At 38.6% G+C, this 26,846-nt stretch carries 21 protein-coding genes; 5 read left to right on the top strand and 16 right to left on the bottom strand.

The genetic code is table 11. The features are described 5' to 3' along the window. The 7 genes from miaA to ACFX4X_RS20500 form a co-directional block, all read right to left on the bottom strand. A complete protein-coding gene (miaA, locus tag ACFX4X_RS20530) occupies nucleotides 1–921 on the bottom strand; it encodes a tRNA (adenosine(37)-N6)-dimethylallyltransferase MiaA (protein ID WP_377385943.1) in 921 nt (306 codons plus the stop codon). A 453-nt stretch (nucleotides 922–1,374) separates the two neighbouring features. Beyond that, nucleotides 1,375–2,706 carry an ATP-binding protein gene (locus ACFX4X_RS20525; RefSeq protein ID WP_377385922.1) on the bottom strand — a complete coding sequence of 444 codons (1,332 nt, stop codon included), beginning with the start codon at nucleotides 2,704–2,706 and terminating at the stop codon, nucleotides 1,375–1,377. A gap of 556 nt (nucleotides 2,707–3,262) precedes the next feature. Next, entirely contained in the window at nucleotides 3,263–5,200 is a 1,938-nt protein-coding gene (locus ACFX4X_RS20520) for an FtsX-like permease family protein (protein ID WP_284471227.1), read from the bottom strand. Further along, nucleotides 5,178–5,954, bottom strand: coding sequence for an ABC transporter ATP-binding protein (locus ACFX4X_RS20515; protein ID WP_377385918.1), 777 nt, complete (start codon nucleotides 5,952–5,954; stop codon nucleotides 5,178–5,180). Before ACFX4X_RS20515 ends, ACFX4X_RS20520 begins: the two co-directional genes overlap by 23 nt. A 103-nt stretch (nucleotides 5,955–6,057) precedes the next feature. Then, nucleotides 6,058–7,119, bottom strand: coding sequence for a sensor histidine kinase (locus ACFX4X_RS20510; RefSeq protein ID WP_377385915.1), 1,062 nt, complete (start codon nucleotides 7,117–7,119; stop codon nucleotides 6,058–6,060). After that, nucleotides 7,116–7,823 carry a response regulator transcription factor gene (locus tag ACFX4X_RS20505; RefSeq protein WP_377385912.1) on the bottom strand — a complete coding sequence of 236 codons (708 nt, stop codon included), beginning with the start codon at nucleotides 7,821–7,823 and terminating at the stop codon, nucleotides 7,116–7,118. Before ACFX4X_RS20505 ends, ACFX4X_RS20510 begins: the two co-directional genes overlap by 4 nt. A gap of 133 nt (nucleotides 7,824–7,956) precedes the next feature. Further along, nucleotides 7,957–8,412: an SMI1/KNR4 family protein gene (locus ACFX4X_RS20500; RefSeq protein WP_377385909.1), complete on the bottom strand. Its 456-nt coding sequence runs from the start codon at nucleotides 8,410–8,412 to the stop codon at nucleotides 7,957–7,959. A 1,472-nt stretch (nucleotides 8,413–9,884) separates the two neighbouring features. Between ACFX4X_RS20500 and ACFX4X_RS20495 the strand changes: the two genes are divergently transcribed. After that, the gene (locus ACFX4X_RS20495) at nucleotides 9,885–10,322 is read left to right on the top strand and encodes a helical membrane plugin domain-containing protein (RefSeq protein ID WP_377385906.1); all 438 of its coding nucleotides are present in this window, start codon (nucleotides 9,885–9,887) and stop codon (nucleotides 10,320–10,322) included. Nucleotides 10,323–10,361: 39 nt separating this feature from the next. Continuing rightward, nucleotides 10,362–11,543: an NAD(P)/FAD-dependent oxidoreductase gene (locus ACFX4X_RS20490; RefSeq protein ID WP_377385903.1), complete on the top strand. Its 1,182-nt coding sequence runs from the start codon at nucleotides 10,362–10,364 to the stop codon at nucleotides 11,541–11,543. A 91-nt stretch (nucleotides 11,544–11,634) separates the two neighbouring features. Here the strand turns inward: ACFX4X_RS20490 and chbG are convergent, their stop codons facing one another. Genes chbG through ACFX4X_RS20465 form a run of 5 tightly spaced genes read right to left on the bottom strand, consistent with a single transcriptional unit; the run spans nucleotide 11,635 to nucleotide 15,729 of the window. Then, nucleotides 11,635–12,366 (bottom strand): chitin disaccharide deacetylase, encoded by a 732-nt coding sequence (gene chbG / locus ACFX4X_RS20485; protein ID WP_317779179.1) that lies wholly within the window; start codon nucleotides 12,364–12,366, stop codon nucleotides 11,635–11,637. After that, nucleotides 12,363–13,706 carry a 6-phospho-beta-glucosidase gene (locus ACFX4X_RS20480; protein WP_377385900.1) on the bottom strand — a complete coding sequence of 448 codons (1,344 nt, stop codon included), beginning with the start codon at nucleotides 13,704–13,706 and terminating at the stop codon, nucleotides 12,363–12,365. Before ACFX4X_RS20480 ends, chbG begins: the two co-directional genes overlap by 4 nt. Next, nucleotides 13,703–14,050, bottom strand: coding sequence for a PTS sugar transporter subunit IIA (locus ACFX4X_RS20475; protein WP_125163612.1), 348 nt, complete (start codon nucleotides 14,048–14,050; stop codon nucleotides 13,703–13,705). The genes ACFX4X_RS20480 and ACFX4X_RS20475 overlap by 4 nt, the downstream gene beginning before the upstream one ends. A gap of 16 nt (nucleotides 14,051–14,066) precedes the next feature. Next, on the bottom strand, nucleotides 14,067–15,416 hold the full coding sequence (locus tag ACFX4X_RS20470; protein ID WP_377385896.1) for a PTS sugar transporter subunit IIC: 1,350 nt from the start codon (nucleotides 15,414–15,416) through the stop codon (nucleotides 14,067–14,069). Between the two features lie 4 nt (nucleotides 15,417–15,420). Continuing rightward, nucleotides 15,421–15,729 (bottom strand): PTS sugar transporter subunit IIB, encoded by a 309-nt coding sequence (locus ACFX4X_RS20465; protein ID WP_061462489.1) that lies wholly within the window; start codon nucleotides 15,727–15,729, stop codon nucleotides 15,421–15,423. A 288-nt stretch (nucleotides 15,730–16,017) separates the two neighbouring features. Between ACFX4X_RS20465 and ACFX4X_RS20460 the strand changes: the two genes are divergently transcribed. Continuing rightward, on the top strand, nucleotides 16,018–16,734 hold the full coding sequence (locus ACFX4X_RS20460; RefSeq protein WP_061466026.1) for a GntR family transcriptional regulator: 717 nt from the start codon (nucleotides 16,018–16,020) through the stop codon (nucleotides 16,732–16,734). A 362-nt stretch (nucleotides 16,735–17,096) separates the two neighbouring features. After that, nucleotides 17,097–18,986 carry an asparagine synthase (glutamine-hydrolyzing) gene (gene asnB, locus ACFX4X_RS20455; protein ID WP_317779168.1) on the top strand — a complete coding sequence of 630 codons (1,890 nt, stop codon included), beginning with the start codon at nucleotides 17,097–17,099 and terminating at the stop codon, nucleotides 18,984–18,986. Nucleotides 18,987–19,086: 100 nt separating this feature from the next. Here asnB and ACFX4X_RS20450 read toward each other — a convergent pair whose 3' ends face one another. From ACFX4X_RS20450 to ACFX4X_RS20440, 3 genes are all read right to left on the bottom strand, one after another. Further along, nucleotides 19,087–19,695 carry a methyltransferase domain-containing protein gene (locus tag ACFX4X_RS20450; RefSeq protein ID WP_089364429.1) on the bottom strand — a complete coding sequence of 203 codons (609 nt, stop codon included), beginning with the start codon at nucleotides 19,693–19,695 and terminating at the stop codon, nucleotides 19,087–19,089. Between the two features lie 378 nt (nucleotides 19,696–20,073). Next, the gene (locus tag ACFX4X_RS20445) at nucleotides 20,074–20,439 is read right to left on the bottom strand and encodes a PqqD family protein (RefSeq protein WP_061462486.1); all 366 of its coding nucleotides are present in this window, start codon (nucleotides 20,437–20,439) and stop codon (nucleotides 20,074–20,076) included. Continuing rightward, nucleotides 20,429–22,321, bottom strand: a complete 1,893-nt coding sequence (locus ACFX4X_RS20440) for an OPT family oligopeptide transporter (protein ID WP_377385891.1) — start codon at nucleotides 22,319–22,321, stop codon at nucleotides 20,429–20,431. The genes ACFX4X_RS20445 and ACFX4X_RS20440 overlap by 11 nt, the downstream gene beginning before the upstream one ends. A gap of 366 nt (nucleotides 22,322–22,687) precedes the next feature. On the opposite strand from ACFX4X_RS20440, the gene ACFX4X_RS20435 reads away from it, so the two are divergent. Continuing rightward, the gene (locus tag ACFX4X_RS20435) at nucleotides 22,688–23,338 is read left to right on the top strand and encodes a cupin domain-containing protein (protein ID WP_377385888.1); all 651 of its coding nucleotides are present in this window, start codon (nucleotides 22,688–22,690) and stop codon (nucleotides 23,336–23,338) included. A gap of 606 nt (nucleotides 23,339–23,944) precedes the next feature. On the opposite strand, the gene ACFX4X_RS20430 is transcribed toward ACFX4X_RS20435, so the two are convergent. Further along, nucleotides 23,945–25,870 (bottom strand): peptidase G2 autoproteolytic cleavage domain-containing protein, encoded by a 1,926-nt coding sequence (locus tag ACFX4X_RS20430; protein ID WP_377385885.1) that lies wholly within the window; start codon nucleotides 25,868–25,870, stop codon nucleotides 23,945–23,947. Nucleotides 25,871–26,846 lie beyond the last annotated feature (976 nt).

Here is a 26,846-nt window from a genome sequence, read left to right as displayed (position 1 = left end):
TTAGTCCTCCTCTTTTCTCTCTAAATTTATGTATTCGCCTTCATTGAAAAGCTTTCCTGCAATAAATCCAGATATTTCATGTATTTTTTTTGGAAAACCCTCGAGATCGGTCATATTAAACCAATTTACATCCATTTTATTCCGAAACCAAGTCAATTGCCTTTTTGCATATCTACGGGAGTTTTGCTTTAAAGTCTCAGCCGCTTCATCCAATGAAGCTTTTCCATCAAAAAAATCATAGATTTCTTTATAGCCTATAGCCTGGATTGATTGGCAATCCCTCAAACCTTTTTCGTAAAAGGACTCCACCTCTTGAATCAGTCCTTCTTCTACCATCCCATCAACACGTTGATCGATACGTCGGTACAACTTCTCACGTTCCATTGTCAATCCAATGATGCATGTATCATATTTAAATTCAGTAGGCTGTTCACTCAGCTGCTCACTCATCGTTTTACCTGTACAATGATAAATCTCAAGTGCTCTGATCACCCTTCTAACATTATTAGGATGAATCCGATTCGCGCTTTCTGGGTCAATGCTGCGTAATTGTTTAAAAACTGGATCGATTCCAAACTCCCTTACCTGTTTTTCGAGTCCATCCCTATAAACAGGGTCTGATGGTGCTTCCGAAAATTGATAATCATGGATGACCGATTGTATGTATAATCCTGTTCCACCGACGATAATTGGGAGTTTACCTCTGCTCTGGATATCCCCGATACAAGCATTAGCGCGCTCCTGGAACTCTGCTGCACTAAATGGTTCATCAGGGTCCTTAATATCAATTAAATAATGGGGAACCCCTTCTGTTTCTTCTCTTTTGATTTTTGCAGTCCCAATATCCATCCCTTTATAAACCTGCATCGAATCTCCGCTGATAATTTCACCATTAAATAACTTTGCCATCTCAATGCTCATCTTAGTCTTGCCAACAGCAGTCGGTCCAATGATAACGAGAAGTTTTCCTTTTTGTTGTTTCACATTCTCACTGCCTTATATGATTTTTTCCTATCTTATCATAATCTCGATGAAAGCAGCTAAACATCTACCCATTATGTCCAATTCAGATTCTTTTATTCACCTCTTTTCCCGGAATAATCGTCATCTTGAAATCCCTTTATTCACATTCGATTGTGACCATTATCCCTTCTTTTATCCATATAGATCAGCCATAATATAGATGAAGTCCCCAGTTCCATTTGCCGCATTAGACCAAGTAATAGCGAAACGGCTGGGACTAATGGAGAAAAATAAGCATGATAAAGGCCTTTCAACAAAATACAAGATAATCAAAAATAACTAAAAAAGGGTATGATTCCTTCTGCATTTTGAGGAATCATACCTTCTTTATCATTGCGCTTCCCTTTTGATTTACAGTTCACAGCACATTCTTCCATTTACGGGTATCGTCATCGTAACGGTCGTTGCTTTTTCAGTGGATTGTACATGAATCTCTCCATCATATCTGTTCACTAAGTCTTTAACGATGAACAATCCTTGTCCGCGAACTTTACCCTTTTGTGCCTTTTTTGTTGAAAATCCGCTGGTGAATATATTCTCCTGATCTAAAGTGGAAATCATTGGCCCGGTGTTCGTGACCATAAACGTATACTTTTGATCATCAGCGTTACATGCAATATTCATTCGGCGTTCTTGCTCGGGCAATTCAATTGTTGCTTCAATTGCATTATCGATAACATTGGATAATAATTTTATCAAATCGATTGTTTTGACCCGATTGAAAGATTTGGGTGAAACATCAATTTCTATATCGATGTTATAATTCTGTGCCGATAGCCTTTTTGTCTCTAATAGGACAGATAAGCCCGGATGAATCACATCCAATTTCATCGATTCTATCGAATGCACTTCTTTTGAAAGGCCAGTTAAATAATCGAGTGCTTTTGCGTTCTCCCCTAATTTAAGCAGTCCATGTATCACCTGAATATGATTGGAAAAATCATGCCTTAATGAGCGGACTGAAGCAATGAGCGATTGAAATTCCGATTGATATGTATCTTCCGTATCCCCCACTTCACGTGTCAGTTCTTTTTGATACCATTTTTGAATGACAAAAAAGGTAAATAGCAACATGATGACAAATCCCCCGTTATAAACAAGGATGGCGATGCTGCTTTTCAATACCTTTCCGTTAATGGCATTAATATCCTCTGCACTCACATCAATGCCCAAAAAACCAATAATGGTGCCATCTTGATTTTTTATTGGCACTCCCACAGTCAAATACTCCCCATATTCCGGATCTTCCAGAATCCCGGTAATAAAGCTTTTACCTTCATACGCCTGTTCGACCTGCTCCGACGGAACAGTACATACACCACCGATAGGAAAATCCCCTTTATGATCTTTAGAAAATCCGGTAATCATAGCTTTAGATACTCTCGGATTATCAACCATGATGGTATAAACATACAATGCCCCGATTTTTTCACGGGCATCCTCTAAATAAGCTTTTATATCCATATATTCCTGGCTATTTACTTGGTTATTAAGAAATCGTTGATATGCCTCTATATCCATTGAGTCGGCAATAGACCTGGCAGTTACCAAGTTTTGATTAGCAACGGATTTTTGCACAGAATTTTTAATGCTTAAATAAGTAGAAAACATATTTAGAAGAATGAAGACAATTAATAAAAGAATGGTCAAATAAAGAAATGCCCTTAACTTTTTATTTTTCATAGGATTAAACTTACCTCGTCTCTAGCAGCTAAAAGTTAACGAACCTTTTATGAGTTTACTATATAAAGGGGAAAAGTAATAGAAAAGAATCCAACATTCGCAATAAACATAGGTATACAGGACTATATTTAATCAAGTAATTAACATATTATCCACTTCTTTTTTGATCCTTAACTTTTTAAATTTTAATTTAAGCTAAATTAAATACTTAATATTTCTAGCAAAACATTTTATTACCATATATTTATTATATTAATATAACTTTATATAAGAACACGAAAAAAAGAACAGATGCTGATTTCAATATATTAGCCTTGAAATAAATAATTTTACCCTTTATATGAAAATATTACAAGAATGTAAAGGTTTAATCTATAAAATCGAAACAAAATTCATATTTTTATTCAGATGCCATTCATTTTCATGAAAAAAGCGGATCACTCCCCTTGCAATAGTACGTATTAACTAATTTACCATTAAGGAAAACGGCATTTTAACGAGACATTAATACAAAAAAATGGAATCAGGGCCCCCTGACTCCATTTACATATAGCTTTTATTTAATCGAATTGATGACTGCCCGCTCATACATCTTTTTTGTTACTTGATAATATAGCAGTTGAAAAAGAAAATACGTTCCGATGACCATAGCAGAATAGACGAACAAGTTGGATCCCAATAAATTGCTTAATGCCACATAGGCGATTATGGCATGAATCATCCCTATCAGAAAAGGAGCGAAAAAGAGGATGCGTATTTCCGCACTTAAAATTTGCCGTATTTCTTTTTTTGTCAGTCCCAGTCGATGTAGGGCATGAATTTGGATTTTTTTATCTTCTAAATTCGTAAAAACTCGCAGATACATCATGCTTCCTTGGACGATAAAGAATAATAAACTGACAAACAAGCCGATAAAAAGGATCAAAATGCTTCCCTGTTTCATTTCTTGATAAATCGGAGCTCTTGTTTGCAATTGATTATGGGCAGGATTATTAGACATTTTTTCGATTTTACTAGATGTCTCCATTGATTCTTCCCAATCTTTAATTTCATACCCACGTACTCTTACCATCTCTTTTAAAGGCACATTAGCAGTTATTTCATGATACAGCTGATCATCGATTACCATCAGGGTCGTTGCTGATTTTATGGGTGCGACTATCGATTGATTGCGCTGACCAATCATTGTTACCTGTATGGTTTGTTTACCATAGTGAAGCTCCTTTTGTTCTCCCTTTTGGGCGAATTGATAATCCAGTCCTCCATAAGGAAAAATGTATAATGCTTCTTTTCCAGATAATTTTGCTGGATCGATTTTTCGCAATGCAGCCGCATTATTATAATCACTTTCCGAGATTAACAATGACCTATTTTCATTAGATTCTCCCGTTCTCATATCGGGTAACATGTGGATAATGGGGACACCTGTCATATTTACTTCGTAAAGGATCTTGAATCCATCTTCCTTTAATATTTTCTCTACCTCGGATGGTTCAATAACGGAATAAATAGAAGCGTCATTTTCAACCCAGCCAATTGATTGAGGAATGTTATCCATCCCTTGCTTTTTTAAATCTGCACTGAACATGAAAAGTGTTCCTGCAGCTGTCAAAATGACGGCTGTAATGATCGAGGTCAAAAAGAATAACCTGGAATAATCCTTAATATTAAATATCAGGTTTGTTTGAGTAATTAAATTCGTTCCACCATATAAGCTTTTCTTCTTCCGATAAAGCCTGCTGCATAGAGCGACAATACTTTGGCTGAATAAAAAATAGGTGCCGATCAGTACGAAGAATAAAATGGGCATTACTCTATAAGAATTGTTCAATGACATCGTGCCTGCCAAATAATAAGAAATGCTTAAGCAAACTGCTGATAATGCAATTAACCACTTTGAAACGAAGGGCGTCTTTTTTGGTTTTTGTTTATCTTTTAGTAAATCGACAACCTCTGCATTTCCAATGTGGAACAATGAAAGGAGCGATAATAGCTGAAATAGCAAAATGAAACCAACAATCGTATAAACAAAGGCCTCAGGGACAAAGACAAATGAAATTGGTTGCTCTACAGCCAATAACCAAGAAACTGCCATTAAGAATAATTTTGAGAACAAAAACCCCAAGCCTACTCCGATCAGGATGGATATGAGGGAAACCATCGTTTGCTCCAGGTAAATCAGTTTTCTTAGTTGGGATTTGGACATTCCAAGCAGTGTCAGCAGCCCAAACTCTTTTTTTCGCGGCTGTATAAATGCGGCATTCGAATAAGCGATAAAGAAAACCGAAAATATGATGATTACTATTTCTGCTGCAATGAGCCCCCTACTGATTAGCTGTCCCCCAGGGATATTCGCATGGACCACATCAGGATGAAAGATAAATGATGCGTAAATAAAAAAGATTGAGACGGAAAGGACAATACTAAAAAAATATGCTAGATAACGTTGTGCATTTCCTTGGATATTTCTCTTAGCGAGAAGTCGGATGTTCATGATAGACTCCTCCCAAAACGCTTAACGTATCTAAAATCCTTTTATGGAAGCTCTGTCTCTCCCCTCCGCTATGAACCTCCGAAAAGAACTTGCCATCCTTTATGAATAGAACCCGGTCACAGAAGCTGGCGGCAGTCGGGTCATGAGTGACCATGAGGATGGTTGCTCCCTTTTTCTCCTGAAGTGTCGTGAGGGTATCCATTACCTGCTTGGCAGATTTGGAATCCAAATTACCAGTAGGTTCATCCGCTAAAATAATGGAAGGTTCATGGATCATCGCTCTTGCACAAGCCGTTCGTTGCTGCTGACCTCCGGAAATTTCAAAAGTCCGCTTTTCTAAAATCCCTTCTATACCAAGAAGGTTCGCCAATTGATTTACCCTATTTTCCATTTCCTGCAGTTTATAATGATCTAACGCTAAAGGAAGGAGGATATTTTCGCGAACGGTAAGTGTATCAAGAAGGTTGAAGTCTTGAAAAACAAATCCAATTTCCCTCCTGCGAAACAAAGCCAGGTCCTGATTGTTTAATTCATTAGGGTTTTGATCATTTAGAATGACTTTACCTGTGGTGGGCTTATCAATCGTGGCCATTAAGTTAAGCAGCGTGGTTTTCCCGCTGCCTGATGGACCCATCACTCCGACAAACTCCCCTTTCTGTACATTCATGGTGAAATTATGTAACGCTTTATGAAATAAATTCCCCTGCTTTTGAAAATAAGTTTTGGATAGTTGTTCCGCTTTTAAAATCGACATCCTGAATACCTCCCTTTCTTACTCTTACCGTAAGTATAATGAATAAAGCGGGAGGCTCCCATCGAAGTTTATTACATACCGCTTTAACACCCTTACAATTCTGTCACCTTTCATGTAGGGTATTTGTCTTAAAGAGAAATTCCACAGTAGTCCCTTCGGATACAGTCGATTGAATGGTAACGCCATGCCCAAGCCTGTTAACGATTTCCTTCACTAGATATAGTCCCATTCCGGTTGACTCTTGTTGAACTCGCCCGTTCTCTCCAGTAAAAAAAGGATCAAACACTCGTTTTACATCATGTGGGACAATTCCAATTCCCTGATCTGTTATCCTTAGGAAAATCTCCGACTCTTTTTCAACAATGTTGAACGTTATGCTGTCATGCTCTTCCTGCCTTGAATACTTCAGTGCATTAAAGACCACCTGACTAATGGCGAAGTGAAGCCACTTACGATCCGAATGCACATATAAATTCTCAAGCTCCGTATCAAGCTTGGGGTATATGAACCGTTTGATGAACTGTTTTTTTTCCTCGTTAATCACTTGCTTGACTAGATCAATTAAGTCAACCCGCTCCGATTTTACATCCTCCGAAAAACGCTGCAGCCTTGCTCCATGCAATATAATTTCCAGTCCTCTGCGAAATCGATCATTTTCTTCTTCTATCTCTTTAAGATAACCCTTCATCGGCCCATTCGAAAATGTCCTTTTGCCTTCTTGAATCAATAAGGAAATGACTGAAACAGGTGTCTTCATTTGATGAACCCAATGATGAATCAACAGCTCATATTGCTCCTTCTGTTTGATTTGTTCTTGTAATTGTCCAATTGTTACTTTGTTCATTTGTTGAAAAAGCTCCATCCACAACTTTTGTTCATTTGACAGGGGGGCCCTAAAGGCTTCGATATATTCAAACGACAAGCTCGGTTCTTGCTTCATCCTTGCTAATTGATTCAAAAAACGGTAGTGCCTTATGTAATCGACCGCTAAAAATAGAAGCAACATAAACAACGTGAGAATAATTAAATAGAAGATATTTGAAATCGATATGTGATTCCCCGCTTCCAAAACGGCTAATGCATAAGCAATAATAAGCAGGCTTACCAATAGAACGGTATAAAATATAAAATAAAGACGGTCTATAATAAAGGATTTTAGCTTCACTTTTCTTCACCTTGCACTATTTTTAGTCGATATCCTTTTCCCCTGCTGGTTGTTATGGCATGCTTGACGCCAATATCCTCTAGTTTTCTCCGTACTCTAGTGACATTGACAGTCAAAGTATTGTCATCAACAAATGAATCATCATTCCATAGGGCTTCAAGTAAATCTTCACGGGAGACAATTGTGTCATACTGTCGTAGTAAACAACTCAATAATTTTAACTCATTTTGCGTTAACGTTACCTGATTGTGTTGAAATACAATCATCGCTTTTTCCGTATAAAGGGTTAATCCGTCCATTTGCTTTACTTGTTGGTGAAATGAAGATATTTCTGCATATTCACCATAAACCCTGCGAAGGGCACTCTTTATTTTCGCTAGCACCACTTCCAAATGAAATGGTTTTGTTAAATAATCATCTCCCCCATATTCAATGGCCATGACTGGGTTCATTTCATCTGTCCTTGCAGATATAAAAATGATGGGAACCTTTGAAACCGTCCTTATTAGTCGGCACCAATGGAAACCATCATAATATGGAAGATTAATATCCAATAAAACCAAATCCGGCCTTATCTCTTGAAACTCCGCAAAGACTTGGTCCAATTGCTTTACTTCAAAAACCTCATACCCATACCTTTTTAAATAATTTACCAAGCTCCCAGCTATCTTGACATCGTCTTCAACCAAAAAGATTTTATACATCTTTTCCTCCTCTTTAAAATAACAATGCTTACTATCACTCTTACATATAATTTCCGTCCCATATCAATCTGCTTTTGAATTTACAATAAAAAACCTTGAATGGCCTGAGCCAATCAAGGGGATGCAAATAAAATTAGATTTCTTCCGGGATTTTCAATCCCTCAATGAAGGATTGAAAACTCTCTGCAACTTTATAAATATTTTCATCCTGGCCTGATGGATCCGAATACCACCCCTGATCCCAGAAGTAGACTCCCTTTTCCACTTCGTTATTTATCAGTAAAATTTTACCTGCACACGTATCATTACCTATTATAATGCAATTCTTATGTAAGTCTTCCCTGTTTTCTTCATGCCATTTCTGTAAATCCAGTTCTTTATCCTGAAGATCTAATCCATAAAGGACATTTAAGCAAACGAGTGTGTCTAATGCATCTACATAAAACTTACTGTTTTGCACCGCAGTTATGCCGCCATTATGCTTGAGGAGAAATTGTTTATAATCTGCAGGGATTTCAAAACCCACAAATTCCTCAAAATTATTCACTGCTTTTTGTGTCGCTTTACCATATCCAGTAATATTCACCATTCTACCAACTCCATTTCAGATTATTGTAGCAACATACAAAATCAATTCACCACCAGGTGATCTTATTCTGTAAGCCTTATTCACTTGCTGATTGCTGTAATAAAAAGGCAAGGTTTTTATTTATATTCCCTTAGCCAAATGGAACTTTGACTCCATTACAATCTAAACGATTTTTTAAATGGAGATTCCTGAAAAACAAATTATTCCTCAGGACTAAAAAAATGACACTTTTTAAATACATTAACATAAATTTACTTTCCTTTTCAGTATTTTCTGATATATTTTTCGACAATTTTGTTGCAATCATCTCCACTTAAGAAAATAGCTTTTAAAAAAAAGGGATTTTCCCTTCACTAAAAATTCGCAAAAAAAGGGTAGAAGGCAAAATGGTGATTTGAAAGCTTATGTCCCAAAAGGGAAAAATAGAAGAGGTTTGTATATAAATACTAGTATACAATAACAAGGAAAAGGATAAATATTTCTACTATACACTTGGGCTATTAAAATTAAATGAGATTTGAGTTTAAGATATCAAAATTGATGGTTATTTAAAACTTTGGATAAAAGGAATGTAAAATAATCGATTTGGATAGACGTTTTAATATTTTAGATCGAAGTAACAGCAAAATTGCAGTATCGCATGTGGCATGATATCGAGACTAATCGAAAGCTATCTCCAAATACCTGTTCTGCAAAATATTTATTTCCATACCGGCGATACGGGGATACACCATCTTGGATACAATAAAAAAAGGCACCCAACCATCATCTTCGAGGTTGTGCGCCTTTTTTTTTGTCGGCTGATTCCACTACATCTCATACAATTTTATAGTCATCATAAGTAATTAATAATCTGCTCATAGAAACTGTTTCAGCACGAAGCTTATTCTTATCACGACAATAGGCTATTATGGAACTGTTGGGAAGTTTAGCAGTACAATTCCATTTACTATATTTCTCACTATACCTAGAAGATATTTCAATATTCTCTCCACGGATCTTTAACATCCTGCGTTCTACCAAGGGCATCATCTCCAATTCCGATAATATTATTTACCCTAAATCAGATAAAACATTCTTGGACACCATACAAGCATTGCATATTCAAAGATTATGGACATTATAACAAAACAAACATACAGGCAGAATTATAAGTGTCTATATTGATTGTTCATGTCATGAATTGATTGGACAATCTAAAGTTCAAGCCACCCCCTATCAGTATAGTAAATGACAAGGGTTATTTCTAATAAACTTTTTTATTTAAGGAATTATAACCACAATAACCTCAACGTTTTTTTAGAATATTAAGATAAATTAAGAAACCCACCTACTAACTCTTAATTATAACTGAAAAATTATATTTCTATCACAAAAAATTTATTTGAAATTAAGAGATTAGAGTCGTATGATTAGTAGTATCGGCGGAAAACACATAAATCAAAATAAATAAGTTTAAAGGGGAATTAGATATGGTAGATGTAGCCACAAAACCTGAACATGAAACACTTAATATTTCTGCAAACCAAGAACAATTGGATATCCTAGATCAGCTTTTAAAGCCTGAGGTTCAGGAATCCTTGAACACTTTAGTTGAGCAGTTACCAAAACTGACTGAGTTAGTGAATATTTTAACAAAGTCTTATGATTTCGCTCAATCGGTTGCGACTGATGATGTTTTGAAAAATGATACGGTCAGCGCCATTTCTGAGATCGCTATACCTGTAGTGGGCTCAGTGAAAGGTCTTGCGGCTAATGCCATCGAAGCTAAGGATCGTGCAGAAGCGAATACTGATGTGATCGGTCTTTTTGGTCTGTTAAGAATGATGAAAGATCCGCAAGCACAAATGCTTTTCCGTTTTGCCCAAGCTTTTCTTGAAGTCTCTTCAGAACGCAAAAACCAAAAATAATTTGATAAACTTTCAATCAGTAAGGACGGGGGATTAACTATGTCAAAACAAATCGTCATCTTAGGTGCGGGTTATGCGGGATTACTATCAGCCTTATCCGTACGTGAATATTACAATAAGGATGAAGTGCAGGTTACAGTGGTGAATCAATTTCCAACGCACCAAATCATCACCGAATTGCACCGTCTTGCAGGCGGATCCATTTCTGAACAAGCTGTTTCGATTCCTTTGGAAAAACTTTTCAAAGGAAAAGATATCGATCTTACCATTTCGAAAGTGGAGTCTTTCTCAGTCGATAAAAAAGAAGTGAAACTTTCGAATGGTTCCACTTTATCTTATGATGCCCTAGTTGTTGCTTTGGGAAGCCAAACAGGATTCTTCGGCATTCCGGGACTTGAGGAAAACAGCATGGTCTTGAAATCCGTAAATGATGCTAACAAAATTTACAAACATATCGAAGATCGCATCCGTGAATATGCACAAACGAATAACGAAGCGGACGCTACAATTGTAATCGGCGGCGGCGGATTGACTGGCGTCGAGTTAATCGGTGAAATCGTGGATCATTTCCCTAAAATCGCCAAAAAGTTCGGAGTGGACTTCAAGGACTTGAAAATCAAGCTTGTGGAAGCTGGCCCAAAAATCCTTCCTGTCCTGCCTGACCACTTAATTGAACGTGCCATGTCCAGCTTGGAAGCACGCGGCGTTGAATTCTTGACAGGTCTGCCTGTAACGGGTGTTAAAGGAAATCAAATCGAATTGAAAGATGGACAAACGATTGAAGCCAATACGCTTGTTTGGACAGGCGGAGTCGCAGCACTTCCTATCGTAGGCGAATCAGGCCTTGAAGTGGATCGCGGCAAAGCAACCGTTAATGAGTATTTGCAATCCAAATCCCATAATGACGTATTCGTTGTCGGAGACAGTGCCGTTGCTTTCCCTCCAGAAGGCGGCCGTCCATACGCTCCTACTGCACAAAATGCTTGGCAAATGGGTGAGCTTGTTGGATACAACCTATATGCAGCCTTTGAAGGCAAGAAACTTGAAGAATTTTCACCTGTCAACTCAGGTACACTTGCGAGCCTTGGCCGTAAAGATGCAGTGGCAACCGTTGGGGCCAATAACACTTCCCTTAAAGGTCTGCCGGCTACATTGATGAAAGAAGCAAGTAATATTCGCTATCTATCACACATCAAAGCCCTATTCAGCCTCGCTTATTAATTTTAAGATAAAGCTATCTTGAATTTGAAAGGACCATTCATCATTTTGATGAATGGTCCTTTTTGTAATTAAAGGGCTGCATTTAATAAAATCAAATCTTAACCTGATTGATGCTGAATCTAAGGTGAAATCCCTCAGGCAATTTTGCATTTGTCAAAATCCGGGTTTCTTTTAAGCGTTTATCGTTATAAGAGGAGACTTCCATCAATTCTTCATCCATATAAGCAGGATGAGTCATTATCTCAACGCTTGCCCCATCAATTACCCTCCCCTTCAAGTTTTGAAAGTAATCTTCAACCACCATTTCTCCATAAAAGTCATCCAGGAAAACATCTGTAACGGTTTGAACCTCAGCTAGGTGCATTCCGGCATTACGCACTGGCAATCCGTATTTATCAGACAGATTTTGAATAACCGGTAGAAATGCTGTTATTCCGTGTACATGATGATGGCTATCGAAATGAGTTGGAAACAGACCAAATTCCAAGAATCTTTCGATCTGTGCTGACCACTCCCTCTCCAATTCTCTCAAGGAAATACGAGTAGGGTTCTCATACACCACACCTTGCTTCTTAAAGAAACCAGATTCGTCAACTAAACTCGGCACGTCGTTCAACAGAGGTTTTCCCCATGTTAGCACTAAATGTATACCTACTTTCAACGACGGTGTCTTCTTTGCTAATTCAATCGCATGTTCCGTTGCTTTCGCATTCATCATGATGGTTGTTGAATTGACAATTCCATATTTGTGGCTATCCAAAATCCCATAATTCACCGCTTTAGTTAACCCGAAATCATCTGCATTTACAAGGACTTCAATCATGATAAATTATCCTGCAACTCCTTTTTCCCAAAAAACTGCGGCAGATAATCTTTATGTGCCTCCAGCATTTCGTCTAAGATAAGTTTCGCAACCCGATCACTAGGAACGAGTGGATTAATCGTCATGGCAAGCAACGCAGTATCATAGTCACCTGAGACTGCAGCTTCGATGGCCACCCTTTCAAAGGATTTGATTTGCTGAATTAAACCGCGAACAGCGACTGGAAGCTCTCCTACATTGATTGGCTTAGGACCATCCCTGGTTATCACGCAACTGGTTTCAATCGCAGATCCATAAGGAATGCCTTCAATCGCACCATGATTGATGGTATTTACCGCTTGAATATCACGTTTATCTGTATGCATCGAGCAAATCAACCTTACTGCCGCATCACTGTAGTACGCACCTCCGCGCTCTTCAAGCTGCGGCGGCTTGATAGCCAGATCCTTGTCTTTATATAGCTCGAATAAATCTGTTTCAAGTCTTTGAACGACCTCTGCACGTGTTTCCCCTTTTTCTGCATCCTTCAATTCTTGGGCTAGTACATCTCCCGTTTTATAATAGTAGTTGTGGTATGGACACGGAAATAGGTTTAACGCTCTTAGGAATTCCGGTTCCCAGCCCATTGCATGGATATTCTTCATCGTGACGGCTTTAGCTGGATCTGTAATCAAATGGATGATTTGATCTTTGACACTCTCGCCATCAACGAATACATCCAAGCCGTAAACCATATGGTTCAAGCCAGCAAAGTCGATCCGGACTCTTGATGGCTCTACATCCATTAAATCCGCAACACCTCGTTCCATACCAATCGGAACATTGCAAAGGCCGATGATCTTGGAAATATTACTATGACGCAGAACCGCTTCCGTTACCATTCCTGCAGGATTCGTGAAGTTAATCAGCCATGCTTCCGGACATAATTCCTCCATTTCATGAGCAATATCCAGAATGACGGGAATCGTTCTAAAAGCCTTGAAAAGCCCGCCTGGTCCATTCGTCTCCTGTCCGATCACTCCGTGTTTCAATGGAATCTTTTCATCAAGCGCCCTTGCTGCGAGCTGGCCAACCCGCAGCTGGGTTGTTACATAATCAGCGCCTTTAAGCGCTTTCTGTCTGTCTAGCGTGAGATGGACTTCAATATTCACTCCAGCCTTTTCAATCATCCTTTTTGCCAAGTTCCCGACAATTTCAAGCTTTTCTTTTCCCGCCTCGATGTCCACGAGCCAAATTTCACTCACAGGAAGTTTTTCATGATATTTGATAAAACCTTCGATCAGTTCAGGCGTATAGCTCGAACCTCCGCCAATCGTGACAATCTTCAGACCCTTTCTCATTCAGCAGTCCTCTCTTTCACTACATTTGCATGTAAGAATTCTTCGCGCAGATCGATCATTTCTATTGCAAGATCCTTTACAGTCATCGCTGTCATTAAATGATCTTGAGCATGCACCAGGATAATGGGAAGATCAAATTGGTCCCCGCCCGCCTCTGCATGGATTAATTGAGTTTGGTATTTATGGGCTTGCAGTAATTCCGTTTCGGCCTCGGCGATTTTCAAACGAGCAGAATCAAAATTCTTTTTCTTTGCTTCCTGCATCGCTTCCATTGCAAAGCTTCTCGCATTCCCGCTATATAAAATCAATTGAAAGGATAGCTGGTATAATTCTTCTTTTTCCATTTTCATCACTACTTTCTTAAACGTTTAGCGTTTCTGAATCTTTTGTAAGCTCTGTTCTATTTTTGGTATCCATCTTCACTTGAGCATAAACGAATGGTAAATAAATCGCTGTTGAAATGACTAAGTTGATTGCAGCCAAGACCGCTCCGGACACATGCCCGCCTGTCGCCAGGAATCCACCCACGATCGGAGGGGTAACCCATGGAATCTTAGCGACGATCGGGAAAACCATTCCGCTGCTTACCGCGATATAAGAGATCACCGTTGTAATTACCGGACCGAGAACAAATGGAATGAACCACATTGGATTCAGAACGATAGGCAATCCGAATAGGATAGGTTCGTTAATCTGGAAAACCCCTGGTGCCCCTCCAAGTGCAATCATCTGTTTATAACGTTTCCGGCCGGCAATGATCATTGCGATGATGAGGCCCAATGTTGCACCAGATCCTCCTAAATAAACAAATGCATCCAGGAAAGAACCTGCCAATACCCCATATTGGTCCATGTCCTTGACACCTTTTGCATATAAATCAATATTTTTCACACCCGAACTTTCAAAAAGCGGTGTTGTTATCCCTCCAAGGATATTTGGTCCGTGCAAACCAATCATCCATAATAAATGAACAAGAAATACTAGTAAAATAGCGAATGGCAATGAATCTACTGCACTTTGTAAGGGAGATACAATCACTTTACTCAGCCAGTCATTCAGTACCTGTCCATCCGTAACTTTACGGAATAGCAGTCCGAATACACCAGCGGCAAGAATCGTTGCCATACCCGGCACTAACTTTGCAAAAGAACGGGCTACCGCTGGAGGTACTCCATCAGGCAACTTAATGACTAAATATTTCACTCGGGAAAGTCTCACAAATATTTCGGTTGCTATTAAGGCAACGACTATTCCTGTAAAGAGGGCTGTAGCATTAAAATAGTTCACGCTTACGAAACCCCATGCCCCGCCTGTAACATCCTTATCATCAATGGTTAAAGTGACATTTCCGATTTGAGGTAATAATAAGAAGAAACAGGCCGAGGAAACCAGCATCGCTTCAAAACCATCGTCGCCGTATGATCTTGCTAGTTTATAAGAAATGCCGAATACAGCGAATACCGTCATGAATGCAAAGGTTCCAAACCAAATATCACCGCCTAGCGTATTCCATGCTGGACCGAAAATGGCCTCCATCATTCTTCCGTAAGGCTTGATGACTTGCCCAAGATTATTGAACAGGACGGCAAAAGACCCGATCATTGTAATCGCTATCATTCCAATCAATGCGTCACGAATCGCGAGCAGATGCCGGTTATTTCCTATTTTCACCGCTCCAGGCATAATATACTTATCAATAAAAGTCATCATATCCTTATTCTCCTTTTATTAAAGTAGTGGCTTGTTTTAGTACTTCTTCACCATTACATAGACCATAGAACATTGGATTGATGGTTGCGACCGGAATTCCCTTTTCCTTTCCCGCCTCCTGTAACTTGGAAAGAAGATACCGAACTTGCGGACCTAATAAAATCACATCAGCCTTATCCATTTCATTGTTCACTTCTGTAGAACCAACAGCCCATATATGACACTCCACCCCTTGTTTTTTAGCGCTTTCCTCCATCTTGGTAACTAATAAACTGGTAGACATCCCTGCAGAACAACATAATAAGATATTCATTGAAATTACCCCCCTTTTAATGATTGATTTTTCAGTATTTTCAGTAAAAATAGAACCATAATTTTATAATAAATGATGTTCCTTTGTTTTATCACTCCCCTTGAAAGGTATTTTTGAACTGGGTATTATTACCTCCATATATATATTGTAGTTACAAATCGAAAAAATATCAACACAATTTTTAATTTGTTATTACAAATTTTCGATTTAAAGTTGATTATTGAACTTATCCGATATAATCTATATGTATATATTGGAATGAGTAAAGGAGGCATCACTGTGGAGACCATGAATAAAGAAGCGGCATTGCATTCCATCGTTAAGGAATCGATTATCGATCTCATAAAAAATGGCGAGTATCAAACAAATACAAAATTACCGACTGAAGCTGAGTTTTGTAAAATATACGGAGTAAGCAGGACAACAGTGCGCACGGCCTTACAGCAATTGACAGTCGAAGGCTACATCTACCGTGTTCAAGGTAAAGGGACTTTCGTTTCGGAAAATAAAGTGAAGCAATTTCTTACAAGCACGGTTGAAAAGTTCTCAGAGCAAATCACGATGCAAGGAAAAAATCCTTCTACAAAGGTCATTAGCTTAAAGGTGATTGAAGCAAATGCTACCCTTGCCAAGCTTTTCAAGCAAAATATTGGAGATCCAGTAAACAAACTGGAACGGATTCGTTACGTAAACGATGTCCCCCTTCAATATGAAATTGCCTATCTGCCTTGGTATAAAACACCCGGGCTTAATATCGAAGCCTGTGAAAAGTCACTCTTTACAGTACTTGAAACACAATTCAATTTAAAAGTAAAAAAAACGGTCGAACACTTGGAGTTTTCACTAGCCGACGATTCCATTTCTGACAAATTGGATGTACCCAACGGTTCACCTTGTTTTTCATTAGAAACTTACACATATGAGGTTGATGGATCGGTCATTGAATTTTCTAAAACTCTCTTTAGAGGCGATCGTGCACACTTTGTCATCGAACGGAACTATTGAATGATAATTAAAAGAAGACGGATGCCTATTTCATAAAGGCAGCCCGTTTTTTTGTGTGCTTCTTATTCAGCATTTCGATTTGGGATTGAATATATTTTTTTATATCCGTTCATTTAGAGGCAATTATAACGATTGCCTCTTTTTATTGCGTGTTTGGATTCTTATACCATATTAAAATACTTACAAATCAATTCAACAAATGAGTAAAATTGACAAATATAGAATAATAATCTAACCTAGTAGACTAGAGATATTCTACTACTTAGATCGATATACAACTTTATGCCTATATATTTAATTGCAATCTTGATAAAAGTTACTAGGAAATCTCTTAATAATAAATAATTAGGCAGGTGGATTTTATGTGCGGTTTTGTAGGATGTATTCAAAAATATCCGAAAGCCATAAATTCAAATATGAAAGAAACGATCAAGAAGATGAACACGATCATTACCCATAGGGGTCCGGATGATGAAGGTTATTTTTTTGATGATTTTGTAAATTTTGGATTTAGAAGATTGAGCATAATCGATATAGATAACGGTAACCAACCTCTTTCATATGAAAATGAACGATATTGGATCATTTTTAATGGCGAAATCTACAATTATATTGAACTAAGGAAAGAACTCATTGATAAAGGATATGAGTTCACGACGGATTCTGATACTGAAGTAATATTGGCTCTCTATAGTAGCCAAAAAGAGCAAACCGTCCAGAAACTGCGCGGCATGTTCGCTTTTGTCATTTGGGATAAAGTCGAACAAAAACTATTTGGGGCAAGGGATCACTTTGGAATCAAGCCTTTTTTCTATTGTGAACAAGATAATGTCACATATTTTGCATCAGAAAAAAAGAGTATCTTGACAGCGATGAATGAAGAGTTGGACGTGAATTCATTACAGCATTTTCTCAGCTTCCAATATGTTCCCGAACCATCTACCTTATCCAATAACATTAAAAAGTTATCACCTGGGCATTATTTCACAAAAGAGCCCGGAAAGAAAATGGATATAAAAGAGTTCTGGAAACCTACTTTTCGCCCTTCCAGTATAGAAGATTCAAAAGTCATAAAAGAAATACAAGAAACCTTAATTGACTCGGTGAACGTACATATGAGAAGTGATGTTCCGGTTGGATCTTTTCTATCAGGTGGGATTGATTCATCATTTATCTGCTCCATCGCAAAACAGATTAATCCTAAGATCAAAACCTTTTCTGTAGGGTTCGAAAGAGATGGATACAGTGAAATAAACGTTGCACAGGAGACAGCAGCCGCTTTGAATGTAGAAAATATAAGTTATATCATAAGTCCTGAAGAATTCTTGGCAGAACTTCCAAAGATTATCTGGCATATGGATGACCCTTTAGCAGACCCCGCTGCCGTTCCGCTATATTTTGTCGCACGGGAAGCTAAAAAGCACGTTAAAGTCGCCTTGTCCGGTGAGGGTGCAGATGAATTATTCGGCGGATATAATATATACCGGGAGCCCCATTCCCTGCGCATGTTTTCCCATATACCTGCACCGTTGAACAACGTGTTGAGGACACTTTCCTCTATTTTGCCAGAAGGGGTTAAAGGAAAGAGTTTTATAGAGCGTGGAGTAACACCTTTAGAAGATCGATATATCGGAAACGCAAACATATTCGACGAGAAAGAGAAAAAACTTTTACTAGTGAATTATCTCAATGGTTTAGAAAATGAAAAAGTGACAAGTCCAATCTATTCAAGTTCTTTAGGTTATGATCCTATTACCCAAATGCAAAATATTGATATTCAAACTTGGCTAAAAGGTGATATTTTATTGAAGGCAGATAAAATGTCTATGGCGAATTCTTTAGAGGTGAGAGTTCCATTTTTGGATAAATGCGTATTCAATACGGCTTCAAAACTTAGTATGGATCAAAAAGTAAGAAATGGAACGACCAAATACATGCTTCGAAAAGCTGCCCGCGGGATTGTGCCGGAACATGTATGGAGCAGGAAGAAGCTGGGTTTTCCAGTGCCTATCCGCCATTGGTTAAAGGATGAATTATATGATTGGGCAGTAAAGTTAATCCAGGAGAGCCCAACTGACTATCTTTTTAACAAACCGCAAATTATGAAATTACTTGAAAACCATGTAAATAATAAAACGGACAACAGCCGGAAGCTCTGGACCATTTTGACTTTTATGATTTGGCATCAAATTTATATAGAAAAACAATATGAGCCACGGCCTCAAAAGACTTTACAATATGCTGTAAATTAAGCATCCATTGGCTCGTTTACTCATTTGCACCCAAGCATCAATGTAATAGGCTTGGGTGCTTTTATTTTTACATGATAACAACCAAAAAACGAGGATCCGTTTAAATTAACAATTGGTATATGACGAATTTCTCATAAGGATTAAATTCAGTCAAGCCTGGTAATATCACTTCGCCCTTCAGCTCGAAGGCGGTTTGATTTTCGAGGAAAAAAATATAATCCTGTGACCCATAAAATAAAATCAGTTCGATTTGGCGCGGTTCTTTTTCAAAGGAAAGCAAAATATTATTGATGATTTTCATAAAGATCTGTACTGAGAACGGATTAAAGAAATAAAACCGATTGTCTTTCGAATCAATATCATATTCTTCCGCTAAACAACAGTGGAATTCTATATTGCCATTGTTGTTTTTCCTTTTCTTCTTATAGTTATTCAGATTCCCAATCGCTTCTTTATAGTAGTTTTCATTCATCTCCACGCCAACCACAGATGATTGATATAAGTGATGGATAAAAAAATTCAATCGTCCTTTACCACATCCAAAATCCACAATGCGATCATTTCTTTTTAGTGGGTATTTTTTGAATAAATGTTCTAATGCACTATATGGCGTAGGTTCGTATCGATGGTAATGCAAAGAATCATTGAAAATTTTTTGTTCCCCTTCCGTCTTGATGTTTAGCATCTCATCATAACTTGTTTCTTTCATTGTTATATGCACCTGCTTCATGGTTATTTCAAAAAGGGATTCCTAACTAAAAACTCCAAATAAGGTTGATCTTATCCAGGGTAAAGTTTTGTTATATGAATGTCCAGACAATTAATTGGATTTTGCTTTAGTTACATAATCATTAAAATCAGAGATGCATGGGCTGGCCATATAATGACCGCCTTCAATCTGGATCGTCTGGGGTACATTCTTTATCCCTAACTGATCAATTATCGTTCGGTTTTTACACCTTGCTGTTTTAGCCCTATTGCTTTCCGCTTAATCTCTTCCAAATAATGCACTCTTGTTCCTATAAGAAAAACACCTCCAAATTCGTATTTATTATAAATACGACTCAGGGGGTGTTTTTATCTTGTCTCATTTTCCTACTTCATCATCCCATATGATCCAATCATGAACCTCAAGGATTTCCAAAAATTTCATCAAACGAGGTAAGGCTGGTTCTGCTTCCTCACCAAAATGTTCACTCATCGCTTCAGAAATCTGTTTGACATTGCTTTGGAACTCCATTTGTTTAATGGCAAATGCCCCAAACTTATCAAGCTTGATTTTACGGACTGATGGTTGTTTAAGGAAACGAATCGTAATTCGTTCCACAAAATTGGTCCGTTGAATGACTAAAAAAGTTGCTTCCAAAGATTCTTGTTCCATTGTGACGCGTTTTTCCAAAAGGGGAACCATGGTTAACAGGTTCCTCTTTTTTGATTGGCGTTTACGAAGCATCTTCTTTTTTCCCTTTGCTGGATACGAACCATAGCAATCCAGCTAGAGCAAGGAATAGTAAGAATGGTAGCAAATTGCTGGCTAATTTAGCCGTGGCCGGGACTTGGACACCTGCTGCAATCAATATGGCAATAAGTACACCAATCAATGATTCACCTGCTATTAAACCAGATGCAAATAATACACCCCTATCAACACGTGCTTTAAGCGCTTCTTTCGTTTTCGAAAAGAACTCAACGAAGAAACGAATAAATCCACCGATCATGATTGGGACACTAGTATGAACCGGCAAGTAAATGCCGACTGCAACAACAAGTGAATTCAGACCGAAAAACTCTAATGTGATAGAAATAGCCGCACCGATAAAGATAAGGGTCCAAGGTAGATCTCCCCCAAGAACGCCTTCAGCAAGTATTTTCATAAGTGCCGCTTTAGGTGCAGGTAGTTCTGCAGATCCCATCGTATAAGCGTTGTCCATTAGAACCAGGATAAAACCAATGACAGAAGCAGACGCAACGACACCGATCATCATGGCAACTTGTTGTTTCCATGGTGTTCCGCCCACAATATAACCTGTTTTTAGATCTTGGGAAACATCACCGGAAACCGCAAGAGCAGTACAGATGATCGCAGCAACAGTTAAAGCCGCTACCATTCCATTCGTACCAGTAAAACCAATAGCTTTATAGACAATCGCTACAATCAATAGTGTGGCTATGGTCATCCCGGAAACAGGGGAAGAAGAACTTCCGACGATCCCAACAACCCTTGAAGCCACCGTCACGAATAAAAATCCAAAAAGCGCAATTGCAATCCCACCGATGATTCCTACATCTGTTATTGGTGTGAAAGCAATGATTAAAATAACGATGATCGTTCCCAACCAAACGTACTTAGCCGGGATGTCTTTTTCAGTACGGATCGAACCCGATTTAAGTTGCCCTTTATTGGCTTTTACGCCTTTAAGGGTATCAAAAACTGAACTGAAAAGTATAGGTAATGTTTTGATCAATGTGATCAATCCGCCAGTTGCAACAGCACCAGCTCCAATATAACGTATATAATTATCCCAAATTCCCCATGCATCCAATTCACCGATCGGTACATCAGAAGGGAAAATGGCTGTTCCATTGCTGCTGCCAAAGAAGCTGATTGCCGGTATGAGAACGACCCATGCTAATAGCCCTCCACCTAGCATTTGTCCTGCAACACGCGGTCCAATGATATAACCTACACCCAAAAGGGAAGGAAAGGCATCAAGACCAACCACCGCATTTTTAAAGTTTGTGATTCCTGTTTCAACCTCTGTTTTAAAAAGCTTAAAACCATCACCAAGCCCTTTAACCATACCGCCGATAACCAAACCGGCTCCGATTAATTTGGCACTTGTACCGCCTTCTTCTCCTGACTTCAGAACCTCGGCACATGCCGTACCTTCAGGATATGGTAATGTTTCATGTTCCCTTACAATCAAAAGCTGGCGAAGGGGAACCATCATGAAGACCCCTAAAAACCCCCCAGTTAATACAACGAAAATGATGAATGCTTGACTCACGTCCATGTCCCACATGAATAATGCTGGAATGGTAAATACAGCACCGGCACCAATTGCCTCACCTGCCGTGGTCATCGTTTGCACAATATTGTTTTCTAAAATTGAATCCCTGCGAAAAACCCCTCTTAAGATAGCCATTGAAATTACCGCTGCGGGTATTGAAGCAGAGACAGTTAAACCAATAAGTAGGCCTAAGTATGCATTTGCCGCACCGAATACGATTGCAAGAATGATCCCTAGAATGACTGCCGTTGCAGTTAATTCCGGTAGAGATTTTGATGCAGAGACGTACGGAACGAATTTACTTTCTTTCGAATTGTTCGACAATTTAGCCACTTCCTATGTTAAACTTTAAAATCACAGAGAACATTATATCACTGTAATTTAAAGTCCTGCAATGGGAAAATTTCTCTTACTAAAAGTTTGATTATATCCAAAATTCAGATTAGCAGTTTCGGTTTTAAAGTATATAAAAATAATATTTCTCTAATTACCATTTGGTTTGATTCAATTGCTTTCCATTCAACAGGCTATTATATAATAATTTTTTTCCCTGTGTCCTTTAACGGATATGCAGCATTCATAAACAATCATTAGGAACAATAAGCAATTACCCACTCTGTGATTGAACATTAAAATAAAAACTAACATATCCTGGCAAGATCAAGTCTCCAGAAAAGGAATGATATATTCATGGTCTCCTATATGGACTATACTTCACCATCTACACAATACTTTTTCGATGTTAACAAGAGCACCTTCGTTAAAAAAAACAATCAAAACTATATAAATGTATTAGGTATCAAACAATTGAACACACTCGAAAATGTTTCATTATTAGATATTTACCTTAGTACCGACAATGTCGTAGAACCGCATTATCACCAAAATGCTGCAGAGCTAGTGTACTGCATTTCTGGAGCTGCAACCGTTTCATTACTGAATCCTTTTACAAAACAAATACAGAATTACCCCATTAAACCCGGTCAAGTAGCCAATGTTCCACCAGGTTGGTGGCATTATGAAGTAGCCAATACTGATAACACCCATCTGCTTGCCATTTTTAATGCACCAACACCTGAAGTGATCCTGGGTTCGGATATTTTGAAATTGACGCCTGCAAATATTATGGCGCATACGTATTGTATCGATGAAAACCAATGGAAAAAAGTAATTGCACCGGTTCAACCATCAACATTCATCGGTCCGCCAGCCAACTGCGATCGAGCGGCCGAAAGAGACAGTCAGCAATACCCGCAATATATTAATCACTATGATAACCAAATGTATACTGCCCCGTCATACAACTATCAATTTCAACCTAATCCCCAGTATTATTATTGAAGATAAGTGTTGGACCTGGGGATTTCACGGATTAACCCTGTCATTCATAGAAAACTCTAATAAATTGGAATGAAAAAAAGCAATAGAGAACCCTATTTACATGAGGATCCCCATTGCTTTTAATTGCATAATCGGGTTTTAAAAAAGTTGATTTCATATATTTTCGCTACTTCCACATTCGTAACTTTTATTTATTTGCTTAAAATTACCCATCCAATAAATTCATGACATTTCATTTCCAAATAGCAAATTTTTGTCATTCATGTGGCCACCCAATGGGGTTTATTTTTAAGTCACTTGAATATTAAAAATCCAGCACACACTTGGATAGTTTTTTTCTTTTTCAAATATCATATTCCGAATAGTTTCTTCTATATTAACTCGCAATTTCCAAAACCCTTTAAAACATTATTGGATGGATTTACATAAGAATAAAGGAAAACCCAACATCAAAGTCATTTTTAGTGTTTCAAAAATAATCTATACTTTATACACCCCTTATCTTTAACATAGCCAATCTCTTTTGAAAATGGCTTTGTACTTGAGAAATCAGATTAGCTGTTTCTATTTTTTTTGTTTGTTATTCTAAAAATAGGACTAAGCTTTTCATAAATATAATAATTTTTGTTTTTGAATCTGAAACTCTTCATCCGTTAAAAATCCTTGGATTTTTAACTTTGCTAGTTTTTCTACCTTTTCTACAATATCAATTTCTTTAATTGGAGAAATGGAGTTAAGCATCACTAATACTTGATTTGGTCCTGTGCGTTTCATAACCCTGTATCCATTTTCCGTTGCTGTAGCAACTCCTTCATCATTTGGTTTACAGTAGCCATTTACCTGGGCAGTTCCATCATCCCTAACCAGAAGTTTTCCCACAAGACCAACAGGAACCCATTCAGATCTCTCGAGTCGGGAGTTGCATGGTTGTTCCGGATCCCAATCAGGATTTATTTTCTTTCTCACCTCGGTACATTCTTCTACGATGGTATTCCCTTCATGGTCTGTTACGGCAGGGAGGGTAATATCTTCGAATATCGGTCGATTCCATTCGTCAAGTAAATATTTACTACAAGCCGGATCTTCCGTATCTGCCAGTATCCCTGGATTGGAACTCGTAATTCCTAAAATATAGTCGTCATTCGAATGAGCTTTTCGGATTTTCTCACCATTTAAAGTTACGAAATAACCCACATCAATCGATTGGCCATTTGCAGTTTCAAACATCTCGGCATAATCGCAAGCGCCAGCAGCGGTTATAACTGAAGCAGTAGTTACTGTTCCATCGAAACAAGCATTACCGTCATTTAGGATTTTGGCTACTACACCAGCCGGATCACATTGGGCTACCCCGTTTACGAGATACCATGAATAGTTAAGATCAACAGCTGGATTTGGACCTCCTAGTCGTCCCATTACATGTACACCTTCTAAACCGTTAGCACAAGTTTGAAAACCTTCGGTATGAGAAAGGGTTCCATCTGCAAACGTTCCAGATCCTTGGGCATGGGAGACAATTCCACTGGCAGTTGTACCACTCCCCTCGGCATGGGAAGTATCTCCGCTCGCCGTTGTGGCCTGTCCCTCGGCATGGGAAGCAAAACCACTCGCGGTTGTTCCAACACCCTCGGCATGAGAAGCTTCTCCAATGGCAATTGTACTTTGCCCTTCCGCACGGGAGCGGGGCCCAATAGAGTTAGAGCCTTCCCCTTGGGCATGAGAAGAATCCCCACTGGCAATTGTGCTTAATCTTTCGGCATGAGCAGCAAATCCAGTGGCATTTATACTAACTCCTTCCCCATGTGAACCAATTCCACTTGAAATTGTATTGACCCCTTCTGCATGGGCAGCAGGACCACTAGCAGATGTTCCAAATCCTTCGGCATGAGCAGCACCTCCACTAGCTGAAGTATTTACCCCCTCAGCATGAGAAAAATCTCCCAAAGCTTGCGGACCAGACTGGGATGTAATATCCTGAGTCCCGCCTTCTGCATGAGAGGCAAATCCAGTGGCATTTGTACCAACTCCTTCCCCATGTGAACCAATTCCACTTGCTAAGTTAGGTGCTGGATTACCCAATGGATCTACACCGCCTCCTTCCACGTGGGATGCTCTTCCGGTAGCGGTATTCCCTTCTCCTTCTGCGTGAGCATTAATACCGCTAATCGTTGTTTGTGTATTCAAACCTTCAGTGTGAGAATTAGCTCCGGCTGATGTTGTATTGCTCCCTTCAGCATGGGAATGGGGTCCACTGGAATTTGTTGCAAAACCTTCTGCATGAGAAGCCACTCCGCTTGCTGTGGTTGCAGTTCCCTCTGCGTGCGCTGTATCAGCAACTGCCAAAGTCTGAAATCCTTCAGCGTGAGCGGCGTTTCCAGCCGCAGTTGCTTCACTTCCTTCAGCATGAGAAGCACTCCCGTTTGCAGTTGTATTGATTCCTTCGGCATGAGAAGCATTCCCGTTTGCAGTTGTATTGATCACTTCCGCTTCTGAACAAGTCCCTAACGGATTTTGATTACAACCATTGGCCATCATGATTCTCCATTCTTATTAAAATTTGTTTAAACAAAAACTCCTTTTATTTATGCTTTTACAAAAAAATGGTGTAGACAAGCTACTAGGATAATAACCCTTTCCATTTAATCGAAGAAAGCAAGCTCAAGAGCTTTATCAATCCACATTTTCCGGGAAGCCGAACGTTTCTTTCAATTATTATCGTTATGTTTTAATCGCATCTTACTGGTGAAAAATACAATTAAGTATAACCGTCTTGGATAGTATAAGCAGCCGGAGATGGTTTGGCTGGAGTTTTCGAACCTTTCCAATCAAAAGCATCACTGCGTTATATTCACAATAGGTTTTCCAACTATAACCTGGCATTTCGTTATGGGCTTTCATACTTTCTTATCCCACCTTAACAAGCGCAGCGTAAAGCTCTGCACTTGCAAGAGTAGCCTTCATCCATAGTGTCATATTGGCAATTACCAACAACACAGATTCCCAGCGAGAATTGATTGATTTTACCCACATGAATAGGTCCGGCTTTCAATATCATTTACAAATAAAATCCTATCCTTTATACCACTTCAAAGATTAATTAGATTCTGATTCTTCGTCTCATTTAAATTTAAATTCATAATAAAAAGCCACCCGATGGACAGCTCATCTTAATCCTTGTTTGTTCAAAACTTCTTCTTGCAGGAATGAAGAAGTTTCGATTCCATGATTTACGCCATACACATGCACTATGATGTTGAAGATCGAAGAAAGTCCTAAATTGGTATCAGTAAGTTTAGGGCATTCAAATGTTTCCATAACCTTAGATAAATATAGTCATGTTACCCAGAATATATAAGACTCATCAGCAGAGAACTTTTCATAAGCTAAAAAGAGCCCTTTAGCAATAAATGTGGTCACTTAGTGGTCATTTAATAAGGCTGTTTTCACATACTTTGTTGCTATTTACCAGGTAGTGAGTTGTGGTTGATTTCCCCTCCAGATGCTCGCT

The sequence above is a fragment of the Peribacillus sp. YIM B13481 genome, assembly GCF_042787985.1.
Lineage (GTDB): Bacteria > Bacillota > Bacilli > Bacillales > DSM-1321 > Peribacillus > Peribacillus simplex_A.
Note: the sequence above shows the minus strand (reverse complement) of the source record. Positions and strands in the feature narration are given on the sequence as shown.